This is a genomic window from Pseudonocardia hierapolitana, from assembly GCF_007994075.1.
Lineage (GTDB): Bacteria > Actinomycetota > Actinomycetes > Mycobacteriales > Pseudonocardiaceae > Pseudonocardia > Pseudonocardia hierapolitana.
On record NZ_VIWU01000001.1, the window covers coordinates 1,803,898 to 1,820,612 of the forward strand.

General features: G+C 73.6%; 15 protein-coding genes. 8 read left to right on the forward strand and 7 right to left on the reverse strand.

The genetic code is table 11. The features are described 5' to 3' along the window. Positions 1-39: 39 nt before the first annotated feature. Complete coding sequence (locus FHX44_RS08510; RefSeq protein ID WP_147254984.1) at positions 40-996, reverse strand: helix-turn-helix domain-containing protein; 957 nt, start codon at positions 994-996, stop codon at positions 40-42. Positions 997-1,067: 71 nt separating this feature from the next. Between FHX44_RS08510 and FHX44_RS08515 the strand changes: the two genes are divergently transcribed. The 4 genes from FHX44_RS08515 to FHX44_RS08530 are packed head-to-tail and all read left to right on the forward strand — an operon-like array spanning position 1,068 to position 4,982. Beyond that, on the forward strand, positions 1,068-2,261 hold the full coding sequence (locus tag FHX44_RS08515; RefSeq protein WP_246170268.1) for an MFS transporter: 1,194 nt from the start codon (positions 1,068-1,070) through the stop codon (positions 2,259-2,261). Further along, complete coding sequence (locus FHX44_RS08520; RefSeq protein WP_147254986.1) at positions 2,258-3,559, forward strand: amidase family protein; 1,302 nt, start codon at positions 2,258-2,260, stop codon at positions 3,557-3,559. Before FHX44_RS08515 ends, FHX44_RS08520 begins: the two co-directional genes overlap by 4 nt. A gap of 8 nt (positions 3,560-3,567) precedes the next feature. Then, on the forward strand, positions 3,568-4,146 hold the full coding sequence (locus FHX44_RS08525) for a TetR/AcrR family transcriptional regulator (protein WP_147254987.1): 579 nt from the start codon (positions 3,568-3,570) through the stop codon (positions 4,144-4,146). Next, positions 4,143-4,982 carry an MBL fold metallo-hydrolase gene (locus FHX44_RS08530; protein ID WP_147254988.1) on the forward strand — a complete coding sequence of 280 codons (840 nt, stop codon included), beginning with the start codon at positions 4,143-4,145 and terminating at the stop codon, positions 4,980-4,982. Before FHX44_RS08525 ends, FHX44_RS08530 begins: the two co-directional genes overlap by 4 nt. Here FHX44_RS08530 and FHX44_RS08535 read toward each other — a convergent pair. Genes FHX44_RS08535 through FHX44_RS08545 form a run of 3 tightly spaced genes read right to left on the reverse strand, consistent with a single transcriptional unit; the run spans position 4,979 to position 7,090 of the window. Beyond that, the gene (locus tag FHX44_RS08535) at positions 4,979-5,464 is read right to left on the reverse strand and encodes a GNAT family N-acetyltransferase (RefSeq protein ID WP_246170269.1); all 486 of its coding nucleotides are present in this window, start codon (positions 5,462-5,464) and stop codon (positions 4,979-4,981) included. The two genes, FHX44_RS08530 and FHX44_RS08535, sit on opposite strands and share 4 nt — an antisense overlap. A gap of 26 nt (positions 5,465-5,490) precedes the next feature. Next, positions 5,491-5,901: a nucleoside-diphosphate kinase gene (ndk, locus tag FHX44_RS08540; protein ID WP_147254990.1), complete on the reverse strand. Its 411-nt coding sequence runs from the start codon at positions 5,899-5,901 to the stop codon at positions 5,491-5,493. Positions 5,902-5,911: 10 nt separating this feature from the next. Next, positions 5,912-7,090, reverse strand: a complete 1,179-nt coding sequence (locus FHX44_RS08545) for an MFS transporter (protein ID WP_170308835.1) — start codon at positions 7,088-7,090, stop codon at positions 5,912-5,914. 62 nt (positions 7,091-7,152) lie between these two features. Here FHX44_RS08545 and FHX44_RS08550 point away from each other — a divergent pair, with 62 nt between their 5' ends. Beyond that, a complete protein-coding gene (locus FHX44_RS08550; RefSeq protein WP_170308836.1) occupies positions 7,153-7,770 on the forward strand; it encodes a CGNR zinc finger domain-containing protein in 618 nt (205 codons plus the stop codon). Between the two features lie 6 nt (positions 7,771-7,776). Here FHX44_RS08550 and FHX44_RS08555 read toward each other — a convergent pair whose 3' ends face one another. Both FHX44_RS08555 and FHX44_RS08560 read right to left on the reverse strand, forming a co-directional pair. Next, positions 7,777-8,157 (reverse strand): DUF4233 domain-containing protein, encoded by a 381-nt coding sequence (locus tag FHX44_RS08555; protein WP_147254993.1) that lies wholly within the window; start codon positions 8,155-8,157, stop codon positions 7,777-7,779. Further along, entirely contained in the window at positions 8,154-9,632 is a 1,479-nt protein-coding gene (locus FHX44_RS08560) for a bifunctional folylpolyglutamate synthase/dihydrofolate synthase (protein ID WP_425469119.1), read from the reverse strand. Before FHX44_RS08560 ends, FHX44_RS08555 begins: the two co-directional genes overlap by 4 nt. A 74-nt stretch (positions 9,633-9,706) precedes the next feature. On the opposite strand from FHX44_RS08560, the gene valS reads away from it, so the two are divergent. Genes valS through FHX44_RS08575 form a run of 3 tightly spaced genes read left to right on the forward strand, consistent with a single transcriptional unit; the run spans position 9,707 to position 13,874 of the window. Beyond that, a complete protein-coding gene (gene valS / locus FHX44_RS08565) occupies positions 9,707-12,226 on the forward strand; it encodes a valine--tRNA ligase (protein WP_147254994.1) in 2,520 nt (839 codons plus the stop codon). A gap of 44 nt (positions 12,227-12,270) precedes the next feature. Continuing rightward, on the forward strand, positions 12,271-13,362 hold the full coding sequence (locus FHX44_RS08570) for a serine hydrolase domain-containing protein (RefSeq protein ID WP_147254995.1): 1,092 nt from the start codon (positions 12,271-12,273) through the stop codon (positions 13,360-13,362). Between the two features lie 11 nt (positions 13,363-13,373). Continuing rightward, positions 13,374-13,874 carry a pyridoxamine 5'-phosphate oxidase family protein gene (locus FHX44_RS08575; protein ID WP_147254996.1) on the forward strand — a complete coding sequence of 167 codons (501 nt, stop codon included), beginning with the start codon at positions 13,374-13,376 and terminating at the stop codon, positions 13,872-13,874. Between the two features lie 140 nt (positions 13,875-14,014). Here FHX44_RS08575 and FHX44_RS08580 read toward each other — a convergent pair whose 3' ends face one another. Further along, entirely contained in the window at positions 14,015-16,660 is a 2,646-nt protein-coding gene (locus FHX44_RS08580; protein WP_147254997.1) for a valine--tRNA ligase, read from the reverse strand. Positions 16,661-16,715: the final 55 nt, after the last annotated feature.

Here is a 16,715-nt window from a genome sequence, read left to right on the forward strand (position 1 = left end):
CCGGATTCCCCGACAGAAGGCGTGGACGTTCCGGAGCTGCTACGCCGCGGCCCGCGATCGCGCGTGGAAGGCCCGGCGGTAGGCGTCCGGCGGCACGCCGAGGGTGCGGTGGAAGTGCCGGCGCAGGGTGGCCGCCGTGCCGAGCCCGGTGCGGGCCGCGACCTGCTCGACGCTGTGGTCGGTGGTCTCGAGCAGCTCCTGCGCGCGGTGCACGCGCTGGGTGAGCAACCACCGCAGGGGCGTGGTGCCGGTGGCGGCCCGGAACTGCCGGGTGAGCGTGCGCTCGCTCACGCGGGCCGCGCGGGCCAGGTCGGATACGGTCAGCGGCTCGTCGAGGCGCTCCACGGCCCAGCTCAGCAGCGCACCCAGCCCACCGTCCACCCGGGACGGCACGGGCGCCTGGATGAACTGGGCCTGCCCGCCTTCGCGGTGGGGCGGCACGACGAGGCGGCGGGCGAGCGCGTTGGCCACGGCACTGCCGTGATCGCAGCGGACGAGGTGCAGGCACAGGTCGAGGCCCGCGGCCTTGCCCGCCGACGTGAGCACGTCGCCGTCGTCGACGTAGAGCACGTCCGGGTCGACCCGCACCCGCGGGTGGCGGCGGGCCAGCAGCTCGGCGTGCATCCAGTGGGTGGTGGCCCGCCTGCCGTCGAGCAGCCCGGCCGCGGCCAGGACGAAGGCGCCCGTGCAGATCGACGCGATACGCGCTCCCGCCTCGTGGGCCGCGCGCACCGCGTCCACCAGGTCCGCGGGCGGGGGCTGCTCGACGTCGTGGCTCCACGGCACGATCACGGTGTCCGCGGTGACGAGCCGGTCGAGCCCGTACGGCGTGCTCACCTGGAACCAGCCGCCCACCCGCGCGCCTGCCGGGGCGCAGACCGCGAAGTCGTACCAGGGGTCGGCGAGCGCGGAGCGGTCGATCCCGAAGACGTCGAACGCCACGGCCAGCTCCAGCAGCGACTGGCCTCCGGCCACAGCGAGGGCGACGGTGTGCATGTCCGGAACTGTACGCATGTTGGCGTTCCCGTCACTCGTGGCGAGGGCCGCGACGGCGCAGCATCCCCGCCGTGGACGAACCGGGAGTGCTGCAGCGGCAGCGGGGCAGGGTGTGGTGGGGAGCGGGCGCGGCGGTGGCCGCGGTGGGCTGGGGAGCGCAGCAGTTCGCGCCGCTCCTGCTGATGTACCGCGCCGAGCTGGGCGTGAGCGGCCCGACCGTGCAGGCCGTGTTCGCCGTGTACGTCGTCGGGTTGATCCCCGGTCTGCTGTTCGGCGGTCCCGTGTCCGATCGGTACGGCAGGCGCCCGGTGGTCCTGGCGGCGCTGGCCGCGTCGTTGGCCGCGTCCGCCCTGCTGCTCGCCGGCGGCCACGGTGTCGTGTGGCTGTTCGCCGGCCGGCTCGTCGCCGGGTTCGCCAGCGGGGCCGGCTTCAGCGCGGGGGCGGCCTGGGTCAGGGAGCTCAGCGCAGGGACGGTTGACGGCGGCGAGCGCGGCCCGCGGCGGGCGACCGTCGCGATGACCGCGGGGTTCGGCCTCGGCCCGCTGGTGGCGGGGGTGCTGGCGCAATGGGCGCCTGCCCGCACCGTGCTGCCCTACCTGCCGCACCTGCTGCTGGCCCTGGCCGCCCTGCCACTGGTGCGACGCACGCCCGAGACGCGCAGCCCCGTCGCGGGTGGCGGCAGTCTGCGCCTCCCCGACCTGTCGTCGCGGCGGTTCCGCACCGTGGTCGCGCCGTTGGCACCGTGGGTGTTCGGCACGGTGGCGGTCGGGATCGCGTACCTGCCCGGGCTCGTCGCACCTCGGCTCGGCGGGTACGTGCTGATCTTCTGCACGCTGATCACGCTGCTCGGCGCCGCCGCTGGGATCGCCGTGGTGCCCCTGGCCCGCAGGGTCGCCCGCGCTGGGAGCCGCCGCCTGCTGGCCACGGCCTTGTCCATCGTGGTCGTCGGCCTGCTCGTGGCGGCCCTCGCCGCCGCCACGACCGACCCGCTCCTCGTCGTCGCGGCGGACCTCGTGCTCGGCGCGGCCTACGGCTGCTGCCAGGTGTGCGGCCTCACCGAGGTGCAGCGCATCGCCCGGCCGGGACAGCTCGCCGGCCTCACCGCCGCCTACCAGGCGATCTCCTATCTGGGGCTTGCCGCGGCGGTGCCGCTGGCCGCCGCCGACCACGTCGTCCCGCCGGGCGTCCTGCTGCTCGGCCTCGCCGCGCTCGCCGCCCTCACCCTCGCCGTGACGAGCCACGCGGAGCGGAGCACCGGAGCATGAACGACCGGGTCGAGGCCGCAATGGCGCGCGCCCAGGAGACCGCCGGCTTCAACGCCTTCGTCGCACTCGCCGACGCGCCTGCCCCGCACGTCACCGGCGGACCGCTCGACGGCGTGCCGATCGCGGTGAAGGACAGCATCCACGTCGCCGGGTTTCCGTGCACCGGGGGAACCCCGGCGTTGCGGGACTGGCGGCCCGCGGCGGACGCGACCGTGGTGCGCATCCTGCGCACGGCCGGAGCGGTGGTCGTGGGCAAGACGGGCATGCACGAGCTGTCGGCCGGGATCACCTCGAACAACCTCGCCTATGGCGCCGTGCGCAACCCCCACGACCCGCGGCTCATCGCCGGGGGCAGCAGCGGCGGCAGCGCCGTCGCCGTCGTGACGGGCGTGGTGTCCGTTGCACTCGGCGCGGACACCGCGGGGTCCGTGCGGATCCCGGCGGCGCTGTGCGGGTGCGTCGGGTTCCGCCCCACCACCGGGCGGTACCCGGGCGACGGCGTGATCCCGCTGTCGGCCACGCGCGACACGGTCGGCCCGATCACCCGGACCGTCGCCGACGCGGCCCTCGTCGACGAGCTGATCACCGGCGTGCGGACCGAGCGGGTGGAGCTCGCGGGCCGGCGGCTGGGCGTGCCGCGGGCCCACTTCTACGACGACCTCGACGCCGAGACCGCCGCCGTGGTCGACGACGCGCTCGGACTGCTGTCCGACGCCGGGGCCGAGCTGGTCGAGACCGGCATCGCGGACCTCGAGGAGCTCACGGGTCCCCACTCCCTCGCCCTCACGCTGCGCGAATGGCCCCGCGAGCTGGCGGTGCACCTCACCCGCCATCGCTGCCCGGTCACGATCGAGGAGGTCGTCGACGCGATGGCGGGTCCGGTCGAACGCGGCTGGCTCGCCGACCAGCTCTGGGGCGATCCGGTCCCGGCCACCCATCACGTCGAGATCCTGGAGCGGGCCCGGCCCGCGCTGGTGGCGCGTTACGCCGAGTGCGTCCGGCGCGACCGGCTGGACGCGCTGGTGCTGCCCACGACCCGGCTTCCGGCGCGGCCGATCGGACAGGACGACGAGGTGGAGATCAACGGACGCCCGGTCGGCACGCTCGAGGCATACCTGCGCAACACCGACCCGACCGCGTTCGCCGGCCTGCCGAGCATCTCCGTGCCGGCCGGGCGCACGGCTTCCGGGCTGCCGGTCGGACTGTCGTTCGACGGCCTCCCGGGCACCGATTCCGTCCTACTGGCGCTCGCGGCCGCCTTCGAGCGGTGTCGACAGCAAGTAGACCGGTCTCTATAGTTCGCGAGGTGCCGAGGAGATCAGACACCCGGGAGCGGGTGATCCGGACGGCGGCGGGCCTGTTCCGGGCGCAGGGCTACCACGCCACCGGCCTCAACCAGGTGCTCGCCGAGGGCGGCCTGCCGAAGGGCTCGCTGTACTTCCACTTCCCCGGCGGGAAGGAACAGCTCGCCGTCGAGGCGCTGCACCGGGCGGGCGAGGAGCTGTGCGCCGCGATCACCGGCGTGCTCGAGAGCACCGCCGACCCCGCCGCCGCGCTCGACCGGGTCCTGGCCCTGCTCGGCGAGCACCTCGTCGCCACCGACTTCCGGGAGGGCTGCCCGGTGGCCACGGTCGCGCTCGACGCCGCCGCGCAGAGCGAGCCGATCCGCCTGGCGTGCACCGGGGTCTACGACTCGTGGGAGGGCCTCGTCGCACAGCACCTGCGCGCGGCAGGCGTCCACGGCGCCGACGGACTCGCCACCGTGCTCGTCGCCGCCGTCGAGGGCGCGATCCTGCTCGCCCGCACGCGCCGGGACGTCACACCACTGCAGACCGTCGGGACGCACCTGCGCGCCCTGCTCGCACCGGAACGGAGATCGGCATGAGGATCCACCACCTCAACTGCGGCACGATGCGCCCCTACGGCGGGCGGCTGGTGAGCGGGAGCGGCTCGCTGCTCGCGACCGCCGAGATGATCTGCCACTGCCTGCTGGTCGAGGCCGACCACGGGCTCGTCCTCGTGGACAGCGGGTACGGCACCGACGACGTCCGCAACCCCGACGCCTCGCTCACCCGGTCGTTCCGGCGACTGGCCCGGCCGGTGCTCGACGAGTCCGAGACCGCGCTGCGGCAGGTCGAGGCGCTGGGGTTCGGCGCCGGGGACGTCCGGGACGTCGTCCTCACCCACCTCGACCTCGACCACGGCGGCGGCCTGCGCGACTTCCCGCAGGCGCGCGTGCACGTGCTGCGCAGCGAGCTGGAGGCGGCGCGCGCGGCCCGCACGTCGAGGGAGCGCACCCGCTACCCGCGGGCCCAGTGGGCGCACGGGCCGCGGTGGGTGACGCACGACCCGCAGGGCGACGAGTGGTTCGACTTCGCCGCCGTCCGCGAGCTGCCGGGCGTCGAGGCGGACATCCGGCTCGTCCCGCTGATCGGCCACACCGTCGGCCACACCGGCGTGGCCGTGCGCGACGGGGACGGCTGGCTGCTGCACGCAGGCGACGCGTACTTCCACCACGACGAGATGCGCGCGGACGCCCCCGCCTGCCCGCCGGGCCTGCGCTACATGCAGGCGCGGATGGAGACGGCGCGCGGGCTGCGCCTGGCCAACCAGGAACGGCTGCGCGAGCTGGTGCGCGAGCACGGCGACCTGATCACGATCTTCAGCGCCCACGACCCGGTGGAGCTGCGGGCCCTGCAGCGCCACCGGGCCGAGGTCTAGAGCCGCAGCTGGAACCAGTGCTCGTCGCGCAGGTCGTCCGGTCCGATGCGCAGCGCGTCCGGGAACAGGCCGACCTGCCGCCAGCCCTGCTTCGCGTAGAAGTCGGGCAGGGTGGTGCCGCCCCGCGCGGAGAGCAGCAACTGCTCGAGCCCGATCGCCGTGGCGTGCGCCACCACCGCGTCGAGCAGCGCCTTCCCCCATCCGCGGCCCTGCAGGTCCGGGTGCACCATCAGGCGCACCACGTCGGCGCGGTGCCGCACGGTGGCCTTCGGCCCCCGCCGAAGGAAGACCGCGCCGACCAGCTCACCGTCGGCGTCGAGGACGAACAGCTGCTCGCGCCCCGCCCGCACGTCCTCGATCGCCTGCTCCGCAGCCGCGCGGATGTCCGCCTCCGGCGCGTCGGGCGCGAACCCGACGGCGCCCCCGGCGCGGGTCACGGCGGTCCAGAGCGTTCCGAGGGAGGTCGCCGTCTGCGGGCCCACCTCGGAGACGATGTGCGGCCCGGACGTCAGAGGTTCGGGAACCAGAGCTTGATCTCCCGGGCGGCGCTCTCCGGCGAGTCGGAGCCGTGCACGAGGTTGTACTGCGTCTCCAGGCCGAAGTCGCCGCGGATGGTGCCCGGGGTGGCCTTCTCGACCGGGTCGGTGCCACCGGCGAGCTGGCGGAACGCGGCGATCGCCCGCGGGCCCTCCACCACGGCGGCGAGCACCTTGCCGGAGGTGATGAACTCGAGCAGGTCGCCGAAGAACGGCTTGCCGTCGTGCTCGGCGTAGTGCTGCTCGGCGAGCTCGCGCGGGACGGTGCGCAGCTCGAGGGCCACGATGTCGAGCCCCTTGCGCTCGATGCGGGAGACGACCTCGCCGATCAGGCGGCGCTGCACGCCGTCGGGCTTGACGAGGACCAAGGTGCGTTCAGTCACGCGCGACACCCTATCGACGGACGCCGGGCCGGCCCGGTGAGGTGCCGAGGACGAACGTCACGGCCCCTGCGACGGCGGCCCCACCGCAGGCGAGCAACGTCCCCGGACTCCCCCAGTACTGCACCGCCATGCCGGCGAGGACACCCGCGAGCAGCGCACCTGCGGCGTTGGCGTTGGAGTAGAGAGCCATCGCCCGTCCCGCGGCCGGGGCGAGCACGTCCTGGAAGAAGCGGATACCCGACGCCCCGACACCGGCGATCGCCACCCCCCGCGCCACCTGCGAGGCCAGCAGCAACACCATCCCGTCCGCCAGCACGGCGAGAACGCAGAACGCGGCGAAGCTGCCCATCGCCGCCACGATCAGCCCACGATCGCGGATGCGGGCCGGGAGCCGGGCGAGCACGAGCGCCGCGACGACCTCCACGGCAGCGCACACGCTGTAGAGCAGGCCGACCGCGCTCGCGGGAAGGTGCAGGCCGCGCGTGACGTGCAGCGGCAGTGCCACGGAACCGGCGAACACCGCCAGGTAGAACAGGGCGACCGCGGTGACGAGCGGCCCGACGGCGACCGGAGCGGCGGAGGAGCCGGCGGGCCGGTGCTCCGGGGTGGTCTCGGGGACCGGGGAGCCCGGCGCCGGGACGGTGAGCACGACCAGCGCCGTGAGCGCGAGGACAGCCGCTGCCACGCAGAACGTGCCGGCGAAGCCGGCCACGGCGAGCACGGCGGCACCCGCGAGCGGTCCGATCGCCCAGGCAAGCGACCAGCCCGAGCGCAGCAGCGGGGCCGCCCTTCGCCCCGCGGAACCCGCGCCCAGCACCACCCGCGCGAGCGCGAACAGCTGCGGGAACGCCGCCGCGACGGCAGCGAGGAGGGTGCCCGCGATCAGGAGCAGGAGCGGGAAGGTCGACGTCCGCGGAAGCAGGAAGTACCCGAGTGCCCCGAGCGCGGCCGCCCCCGCGGCGTAGGCCCGCGTCGGGGCGCGGTCGAACCGGCGCGCCGCGAGCAGGTTGACGACCATGCCGCCCGCGGCCGTCGCGGAGGTGAGAAGGCCGACCTGGACGGGCGTCAGGCGCGCCCCGTCGGCCGCGAACAGCACGAGGTATGCGCCGACCATCGAGTCGGCGGTCCCGAGCAGCAGCACGGCGGTCGCGAGCGCGGGGAACGCGCGGTTACCAGCAATCAGCTGCACGGTGGAAACCGTGGCACGGGGGTCCTGTTCCCGCAACCGGTGAAACGACTTATGGTGGAAACATGACGGATGCCCCGAGGGAGCTGCCGATCGTCGGCGGCAACCTCGCGCTCGACTTCGCCAACACCGTCGACGACCCGCTCGGCCCGACCCGGCACGACCACGTCGCCACCTACCCGGACCTGGTCCGCTGGTCGCTGCGGGTGGACACCCTGGACGAGCAGCGCGCCGAGCAGCTGCTCAGGGCCGCCGAGCACGACCCCGGGGCCGCGGAAGCGGCGCTGGAGCGGGCGCACGAGTTGCGCGAGGTGCTGGGAGACGTCTTCGGCGCCGTCGCCGACGGCGCGGACGACATCGCGGGGCGCTGGAGCCGGCTGCGCCCCTTCGCCGCCGACGCCGTCGCGGCCGCGGAGCTGGACACCCGCTCGGGCGCGTATCGCTGGTCGTGGTCCGGCGCCGACGATCCGGCGGTCGTCCTGCACCCGGTGGCGACGGCCGCGACCGACCTGCTGGTCAGCGCGGAACTCGGGCGGGTCAAGCGCTGCGCGCGCTGCCCCTGGCTGTACGTGGACCGGTCGAAGAACCGCAGCCGGCGCTGGTGCGACATGGCCGACTGCGGCACGGCCGAGAAGATGGGCCGCTACGTCGCACGGCGCGCGGCTCGGCGCCGCGGGGCCTGAACCGCGTCACTCGCGGTCGTGCACCTGCTGGCTGGGCAGCTCACCGCGGGCCATCTTGCCGAGAAGATCGCGGCGCAGCAGCAGGATCCCGGCCCACACCAGCGCGAACACCACACCCATCACGCCGAGCGCCGGCACGAGCAGCCCGCAGAGGATCATCACGCCCTGCAGGCCGAGCGCGAACCAGAGCCCCCACGGCCTGCGCTGCACGCCCGCCGCGACGATCATCGCCACTGCCAGCCCGACGATCACCGTCACGCCGAACGGAGTAGCGCCCTCGCCGAACTTCGACAGCACGAGCAGGGCGAGCGCCACGACGATCGCCTCGAGGGTGAGCGTGGCGGCGTACACACCCCGCAGCCCCTTCATGGGGTCGGGGGCGGTCATGCCGGTTCCTTGCCGAAGAGGGTGCGCACTTCGCCCGCGGTGACCACGGATCCGGTGATGACGACGCCGACCCCGGACTCACCACCCTCCTCCGCCAGCTCGCGAGCCTGGTCGACGGCCTCGCGGAGCACGGGCTCGACGCTCACGCGGGCGGAGCCGAACACCTCGACCGCGAGCGCACCCAGCTCGTCCGGATCCATCGCCCGTGGCGAGGAGTTGGAGGTGATCACGACCTCCTGCAGCACGGGCTCCAGCTCGGCGAGGATGCCGCGGACGTCCTTCTCCCGCATCACGCCGAGCACGCCGACCAGCCGGGTGAAGCGGAACTCGGTGGTGAGCGCCGCGGCGAGCGCCCGGGCGCCGTGCGGGTTGTGGGCGGCGTCGGCGAGCACCGTGGGCACGCCCGGACCGGCGGCGAGCCGCTCCAGCCGCCCCGGGGAGATGACACCCGCCAACGCCGCCCGCACCACGTCGGCGTCGAGGGGCTGCTGCGGGCCCGCGCCGACCAGCGCCTCGGCGGCGGCCAGCGCCAACGCCGCGTTGTTCGCCTGGTGCTCGCCGTGCAGCGGGAGGAAGACGTCGTCGTAGGTGCCGCCCAGGCCCTGCAGCACGAGGCGCTGCCCGCCCACGGCGATCTCCCGCTCGCGCACGCCGAACTCGACGCCCTCGCGCGCGACCTGCGCGTCCACCTCGACGCAGCGCTCCAGCAGGACGTCGGCCACCGCCTTCTCCTGGGCGGCCAGCACGGCGACGGCGCCGGGCTTGATGATGCCCGCCTTCTCGCGTGCGATGCCGAGGATGTCCGTGCCGAGGTACTCCGCGTGGTCGAGGCCGATCGGGGTGATCACCGCGACCGAGCCGTCGGCCACGTTGGTGGCGTCCCAGCGCCCGCCCAGCCCGACCTCGACGACCGCCGCCTCCACCGGCGCGTCGGCGAAGGCCGAGAACGCCATCGCCGTGAGCACCTCGAACTTCGAGAGCGCGACCCCTTCCTTGAGGTCGACCAGCTCCACGAACGGCTTCACGTCCCGGTAGACCTGCACGTACTTCTCGGGCGAGATCGGGCGGTTGTCGATGTTGATCCGCTCGGTGGCCCGCTGCAGGTGCGGGCTGGTGTAGCGGCCGGTGCGCAGCCCCACCTCGGTGAGGATGGCGTCGACCATGCGCGCCGTGGAGGTCTTGCCGTTGGTGCCGGTCAGGTGCACCACCGGGTATCCGCGGTGCGGCTCGCCCAGCACGTCCACGAGCGTGGCGATCCGGTCGAGTGACGGCTCCATGACCGTCTCCGGCCAGCGCCGGTTCAGCTCCTGCTCGACCGCGAGGAACTCCGCGTAGCCGAGCGTGGACGACTGGGCAGGCACCACGTCCGGGGTGTCCCCGCCGCGGATCGCGTCGAGGACGTGCGACACCACCGCGTCCTCGGGCGTGGGGAGCTCGCCCTCGCCCTCGGGCCGCTCGTCGCGCTCGTCGCTCACACAGGCGAGTCTACGAGCCGGTACCGGGTGAAACCCCGGGGCGGGCGTCGCGTCCCCACCACTACCGTTGCCGCATGACAACGCCTGCCGCCTCCCTGCCGGAGCGGCCCACGATCGACGGCCTCGAGCCGAGGTGGGCCCGCCGATGGGACGAGCTGGGCGTACACCGGTTCGACCGCACGCAGCCGCGGGAGGCGGTGTTCGCGATCGACACCCCGCCGCCGACGGTGAGCGGATCGCTGCACGTCGGGCACGTGTTCTCCTACACCCACACCGACGTCGTCGCGCGCTACCAGCGGATGCGCGGGCGCGCGGTGTTCTACCCGATGGGCTGGGACGACAACGGCCTGCCCACCGAGCGACGGGTGCAGAACCACTTCGGCGTGCGCTGCGACCCCGCACTTCCCTACGACCCCGGGTTCGAGCCGCCGGAGCAGCCCGGCGACCGCCAGATCCCGGTCTCGCGGCGCAACTTCATCACCCTCTGCGAACGCCTCACCGAGGACGACGAGATCGCGTTCGAGGAGCTCTGGCGCCGGCTGGGGCTCTCGGTCGACTGGTCCACGACCTACCGCACCATCGGCACCCGCGCCCGCGTGGCGGCGCAGCGGGCGTTCCTGCGCAACCTCGCCCGCGGCGAGGCGTACCTGTCCGAGGCCCCGACGCCGTGGGACGTCACATTCCGCACCGCCGTCGCACAGGCGGAGCTGGAGGACCGCGACCGGCCCGGCGCGTTCCACCGCCTCCTGTTCACCCGCGCCGACGGAGCCGACCTGGAGATCGCCACCACCCGGCCGGAGCTCCTGCCCGCGTGCGTCGCGCTGGTGGTCCACCCCGACGACGAGCGCTACCGCCCGCTCCTGGGCACCCACGCGCGCACCCCCGTCTTCGACGTGGCGGTGCCGGTGCTCGCCCACCGGGCCGCCGACCCGGAGAAGGGCACCGGCGTCGCGATGGTCTGCACGTTCGGCGACACCACCGACGTGCTGTGGTGGCGCGAGCTGCAGCTGCCCACCCGCACCGTCGTCGGGCACGACGGCCGGTTCCTGCCCGAGCCGCCGGAGGGCGTGGACGGCGGCGCGTACGGCGAGCTGGTCGGCGCCACCGTGCACACCGCCCGGGAGCGGGTGGTCGCGATGCTGCGCGAGCAGGGTCGGCTGGTCGGCGAGCCGGAGCGGATCAGCCACGCGGTGAAGTTCTACGAGAAGGGCGACAAGCCACTCGAGATCGTCACCACCCGCCAGTGGTACGTGCGCAACGGCGGCCGCGACGCCGACCTGCGGACCGCGCTGCTGGAGCGCGGCCGCGAGCTGGTGTGGCACCCCGCGCACATGCGCGCCCGCTACGAGAACTGGGTCGAAGGGCTGAACGGCGACTGGCTGATCAGCCGGCAGCGGTTCTTCGGCGTGCCGTTCCCCGTCTGGTACCCGCTCGACGAGCGCGGCGAGCCCGAGTACGACCGCCCGATCGCCGCCGACGAGGCGACGCTGCCGGTCGACCCGAGCACCGACGTGCCGCCCGGCTACACCGATGCGCAGCGCGGCGTGCCGGGCGGTTTCACCGGCGATCCGGACGTCATGGACACCTGGGCCACCTCATCGCTCAGCCCGCAGATCGCGGGCGGCTGGTGCGCCGACGACGACCTCTTCCAGCGGGTGTTCCCGATGGACCTGCGCCCGCAGGCCCACGACATCATCCGCACCTGGCTGTTCTCCACGGTGCTGCGCGCACACACCGAGCACGGCACGCTGCCCTGGGCGCACGTCGGGATCTCCGGCTGGATCCTCGACCCGGACCGCAAGAAGATGTCGAAATCCAAGGGCAACGTCGTCACGCCGATGGGGCTGCTGGAGCAGTTCGGGTCGGACGCCGTGCGGTACTGGGCGGCGGGCGCGCGGCCGGGCACCGACACCGCCTTCGACACGGGCCAGATGAAGATCGGCCGCAGGCTCGCGATCAAGGTGCTCAACGCCAGCCGCTTCGCGCTGTCCACGGGGGCGGTGTCCGGCGAGGTGACCGCCCCGCTGGACCGGGCCCTGCTGGCCGAGCTCGCCGACACCGTCGAGGCTGCCACCGCCGCCTTGGAGGACTTCGACCACGCCCGCGCCCTCGAGGTCACGGAGCGGTTCTTCTGGCACTTCTGCGACGACTACCTGGAACTGGTCAAGGCCCGCGCCTACGGCGAGCACGGCGCCGAGGCCGCCGCGTCGGCCCACGCCGGGCTCGCCACGGCCCTGTCGGTGCTGCTGCGGCTGTTCGCGCCGGTTCTGCCGTTCGTCACCGAGGAGGTCTGGTCCTGGTGGCAGGAGGGCTCGGTGCACACAGCGGCCTGGCCCGAGGCCGCCGACCTCCGTGCGCAGGCCGGGGACGCGCGCATCCTGACCGCGGCCACCGATGTCATCACGGCGGTGCGGCGGGCGAAGTCCGAGGCGAAGGTCTCCATGCGCACGGACGTCAGCAAGACCGTCGTGACGGCCCCACGCGACGTCCTCGACCGGCTCGCCCTCGCCGCGGCGGACGTGCGGTCGGCCGGCCGGATCCAGGTGCTCGACGTCCGGGAAGGCGCGTCCTTGGAAGTCGGGGTCAGCCTCTGAGGGGGCACCGATGAGTTCTGCTCCCCTGGACGGTCTCATGTGATGTGAGCGAGGAGCGCCTTGCGGCGGCGGTCGACGCCCTGCTCGACGAGCTGGTCGGCTCGGGGGCGGAGGCCGGCCTGCAGGTCGCCGTGATCCGGCACGGCCGCACGCTCGTCGACGCGGCACGTGGCGTGGCCGATCCTCGTACCGCGGCACCGGTCGAGCCCGGCACGCTGTTCTGGGCCGGCTCGACGGCGAAGGGCGTGGCGGCCACCGTGGCTCACGTCCTCGTCGAGCGCGGTGGCCTCACCGACGACTTGCGCGTCGCCGAGGTGTGGCCCGAGTTCGGGGCGCACGGCAAGGACGCTGTCACCCTGCGCCAGGTGCTCATGCACACCGCAGGCGTGCCGAACCTTCCCCCCGACACGAGTGCGGCCGACCTGTGCGACTGGGACCGCATGTGCGCGGTCGTCGCCGATGCGAAGCCGTGCTGGGAGCCCGGAACCCGGTTCGGCTACCACGCCAAGACGTTCGGGTTCCTCCTCGGCGAGACCCTGCGCCGTGCGACGGGCGAGCCGATCTCCGCCCTGTTGCGCACCCACGTCACCGGACCGCTCGGCGTCGCCGACGAGGTCCACTTCGGCGTCCCCCGGGCGCTGCTCCCGCGGGTCGCCCGGCAGGTCGGTTCCGGTTCCCCGCGGCCCGATCCCGGGTCGGCACTCGCGAGGGCGATGCCGCCCGGCGTGGTCCCGGACCCCGACTACGCCAACCGGCCCGACCTCCTCACCAGCGACATCCCCGCCGAAGGCACCATGAGCGCCCGCGGCGTCGCGCGCATCTACGCCGCGCTCCTCGGGCCCGTCGACGGCGTCGCCCTCGTCTCGGCCGCCCGACGCACCGCGATCGCCGAGATCGCATTCGAGGGGACGGACGAGGTGATGGGCTTCCCGGCGTCGTTGACGTACGGATACAGCCCCTTCCGGCCGAGTGGCCGCGGCAGGCCCGGCTCGACCTTCGGCTGGGTCGGCGCGAACGGCTCCGCCGCCTTCGGTGACATCGACTCCGGCGTCGCCGTCGCCGTGATGCGCAACCGCTTCGGCGACTTCGCCACCGCAGCCCGGATAGACCAGCTGATCGTGGACGAACTGGCATGAGAGGAATCCCGATGGGTGCACCGACGACCTCGCTCGACAGCCGCTTCAGCGACCCGGACGCCACGCCGATCTCGTGGGACGACACCGTGGAAGCCATCGAGTCGGCGGAGCTGTTCTGGATCGCCACTGTCCGCGGTGACGGGCGACCGCACGTCACCCCGCTCCCCGCGATCTGGCTCGACGGTGCCCTCCACTTCTGCACCGGCGCCGCCGAGCAGAAAGCCGTCAACCTGCGCGGCAACCCGCACGTCGCCCTGACCACCGGGCGCAACGACTGGGACCGCGGGCTCGACGTCGTCGTCGAGGGCGACGCCGTCCAGGTCACGGACGACGCGATGCTGGAGCGGCTCGCCGACGCGTGGCGCACGAAGTGGGACGGGCGCTGGCAGTTCGAGGCACGAGACGGCGCGTTCCAGCACGAGGTCGGCCCGGCGCTGGTGTACGCCGTCGCGCCCACCAAGGTCCTGACCTTCGGCAAGGGCACGTTCTCCCACACCCGCCACCGGTTCTGAGCCCACGCACCTGTCCGACGAGCGGCGCTGTCGTGCCACTGAGGTCTGCGCGCTTGCTTCGCGGCGCGCGCAGACCTCAGACATACATGGCGTCGGATAGGTTCCGACGAACGCGCCGCTCGTCGGTATGCGCTGCCCCGTCAGGCGCTGGGCAGGGTCTCCAGCCGCGCCGTCACCCTCGCGATCTCCGCCTCCGCGGCCTCGCGACGGGTCCGGATGCCCGCGACGACGTCGGCCGGGGCCTTCTCCAGGAACTTCGGGTTGGCCAGCTTCTTCTCCGCCTGGTCGAGCTCCTTCTGCGCTGCCGCGAGGTCGCGGCCGAGGCGGGCCCGCTCGGCGGCCACGTCGATGGCGCCGGACGTGTCGATCTCGACGTGGACCCGCCCACCGGAGAGCAGGACGTCGAGGGTGGCGGTGGGCGCGAAGCCGTCATCCGGGTCGTCGAGGCGCGCCAGGGAGCGCAGCGCGGCGGCTGCACCGCCGGGCCCCGGGTCCCCGAGCCCGGCCGCGACCAGTCCCTCGACCCGGGCGGCGACGCGGCGGCTGTCGGGCAGGCCCTGCTCGGTGCGGAACCGGCGCACCTCGGTGACCAGCTTCTGCACGTCGGCGAGCCGCCCGTTCGCGGCCGCGTCGACAGCGCCGCCTGCGCCCGTGGGCCACGGCGCGACCACCACGGACTCGCGCCCGGTGAGCGCCGTCCAGAGCGCCTCGGTGAGGAACGGGCTGATCGGGTGCAGCAGCCGCAGCAGCGCGTCCAGGACGTGGCCGAGCACGGCGCGGGTGCCGTCGGCGGTGCGCTCGTCGCGCAGCTGCGCCTTGGCGAGCTCGAGGTACCAGTCGCACAGCTCGTCCCACGTGAAGTGGTAGAGCCCCTCGGTGGCCTTGGCGAACTGGAAGTCCTCCAGCAGCGCGTCGGTCTGCTCCACCACCTCGGAGAGCCGGCCGAGGATCCAGCGGTCGGCGTCGGTGCGGTCGGCCTCGGCGGGCAGCGGGAGATCCGGTGACGCCCCGTTGGTCAGCGCGAGACGCGTGGCGTTCCACAGCTTCGTCCCGAAGTTGCGGGAGCCGGCGACCCACTCCTCCGAGAGCGCCATGTCCGCGCCGGGGTTGGCGCCCCTGGCGATCGTGAAGCGCAGGGCGTCGGCACCGAAGCGGTCGATGAGGTCCAGCGGGTCGATCGTGTTGCCCTTGGACTTCGACATCTTCTTGCCGTACTGGTCGCGGATCAGCCCGTGCAGGAACACGTGCTCGAACGGCGGTGCGCCGTCCATCGCGTACAGCCCGAACATCATCATCCGGACGACCCAGAAGAACAGGATGTCGTAGCCGGTGACCAGCACGGACGTCGGGTAGTAGCGCGCGAGGTCGGGCGTGGAGTCCGGCCAGCCGAGCGTGGAGATCGGCCACAGACCGGAGGAGAACCAGGTGTCGAGGACGTCCTCGTCCTGGCGCCACCCCTCGCCGGACGGCGGCTGCTCGTCGGGGCCGACGCAGACGACCTCACCGTCCGGCCCGTACCAGACCGGGATGCGGTGACCCCACCACAGCTGCCGGCTGATCGTCCAGTCGTGCATGTTGTCGACCCAGTCGAAGAAGCGCTTCTCCAGCTCCTTCGGGTGGATCGTGGTGCGCCCGTCGCGGACGGCGTCGCCCGCAGCCTTCGCGAGGGGCTCGACCCGCACGAACCACTGCAGGGACAGCCGGGGCTCCACCACCGTGTCGCAGCGGCTGCAGTGGCCGACGGCGTGCTCGTACGGGCGCTTCTCCGCGACGATCCGGCCCTCCTTGCGGAGCCTCTCGCGCACGGCGTAGCGCGCCTCGAACCGGTCGAGCCCGTCGAACTCGGTGCCGGAGTTCCTGATGACCGCGGCCTCGTCCATGATCGAGGGCATCGGCAGGTCGTGGCGGCGGCCGATCTCGAAGTCGTTGGGATCGTGCGCGGGGGTGACCTTGACCGCGCCGGTGCCGAACGCCGGGTCGACGTGCGCGTCGGCGACGACCGGGATCATCCGGCCGACGATCGGTAGCTCGATCTCGCGGCCGACGAGGTGGGCGTACCGCTCGTCATCGGGGTGCACGGCCACGGCGGTGTCGCCGAGCATCGTCTCGACGCGGGTGGTGGCGACGACGACGGAGTCCGCCCCGTCCCCGTAGCGGATGGAGACGAGCTCGCCGGAGTCGTCGTGGTGGTCGACCTCGATGTCCGAGAGCGCCGTGTGGCAGCGCGGACACCAGTTGATGATCCGCTCGGCGCGGTAGATCAGGTCCTCGTCGAAGAGCCGCTTGAAGATCGTCTGGACCGCGCGCGAAAGCCCCTCGTCCAGGGTGAACCGCTCGCGGGTCCAGTCGACGCCGTCGCCGAGGCGGCGCATCTGGCCGAGGATGGATCCGCCGGACTCGGCCTTCCACTCCCAGACCTTCTCGACGAACCGCTCGCGTCCGAGGTCGTGGCGGCTCTGCCCGTGGACGGCGAGCTGGCGCTCGACGACGTTCTGGGTGGCGATGCCGGCGTGGTCCATGCCCGGCAGCCACAGCGCGTCGTATCCCTGCATCCGGCGGCGCCGGGTGAGGATGTCGATCAGCGTGTGGTCCATGGCGTGGCCGAGGTGCAGGCTGCCGGTGACGTTCGGCGGCGGGATCACGATGCAGAACGGCGGCCGGTCCGACGTGTTGTCGGCCTCGAAGTACCCGCGCTCCACCCACCGCTCGTAGAGCACGCCCTCTACCTCGCCCGGGTTCCACTGGGCGGGCAGGTCGGCGGTGCGCTGTGGGAGGGTGTCGGTCACCTGATGAAGTTTACGAGCGACCCACGGTGTGCCCGTGACCGGTCGCGAGCCCGGC

Excerpts from the sequence above, each read along its gene's own strand:
- FHX44_RS08510 (WP_147254984.1), bottom strand. The coding sequence starts at position 996 with ATGCACACCGTCGCCCTCGCTGTGGCCGGAGGCCAGTCGCTGCTGGAG.
- FHX44_RS08520 (WP_147254986.1), top strand. The coding sequence starts at position 2,258 with ATGAACGACCGGGTCGAGGCCGCAATGGCGCGCGCCCAGGAGACCGCC.
- FHX44_RS08530 (WP_147254988.1), top strand. The coding sequence starts at position 4,143 with ATGAGGATCCACCACCTCAACTGCGGCACGATGCGCCCCTACGGCGGG.
- FHX44_RS08550 (WP_170308836.1), top strand. The coding sequence starts at position 7,153 with ATGACGGATGCCCCGAGGGAGCTGCCGATCGTCGGCGGCAACCTCGCG.
- FHX44_RS08555 (WP_147254993.1), bottom strand. The coding sequence starts at position 8,157 with ATGACCGCCCCCGACCCCATGAAGGGGCTGCGGGGTGTGTACGCCGCC.
- valS (WP_147254994.1), top strand. The coding sequence starts at position 9,707 with ATGACAACGCCTGCCGCCTCCCTGCCGGAGCGGCCCACGATCGACGGC.
- FHX44_RS08575 (WP_147254996.1), top strand. The coding sequence starts at position 13,374 with ATGGGTGCACCGACGACCTCGCTCGACAGCCGCTTCAGCGACCCGGAC.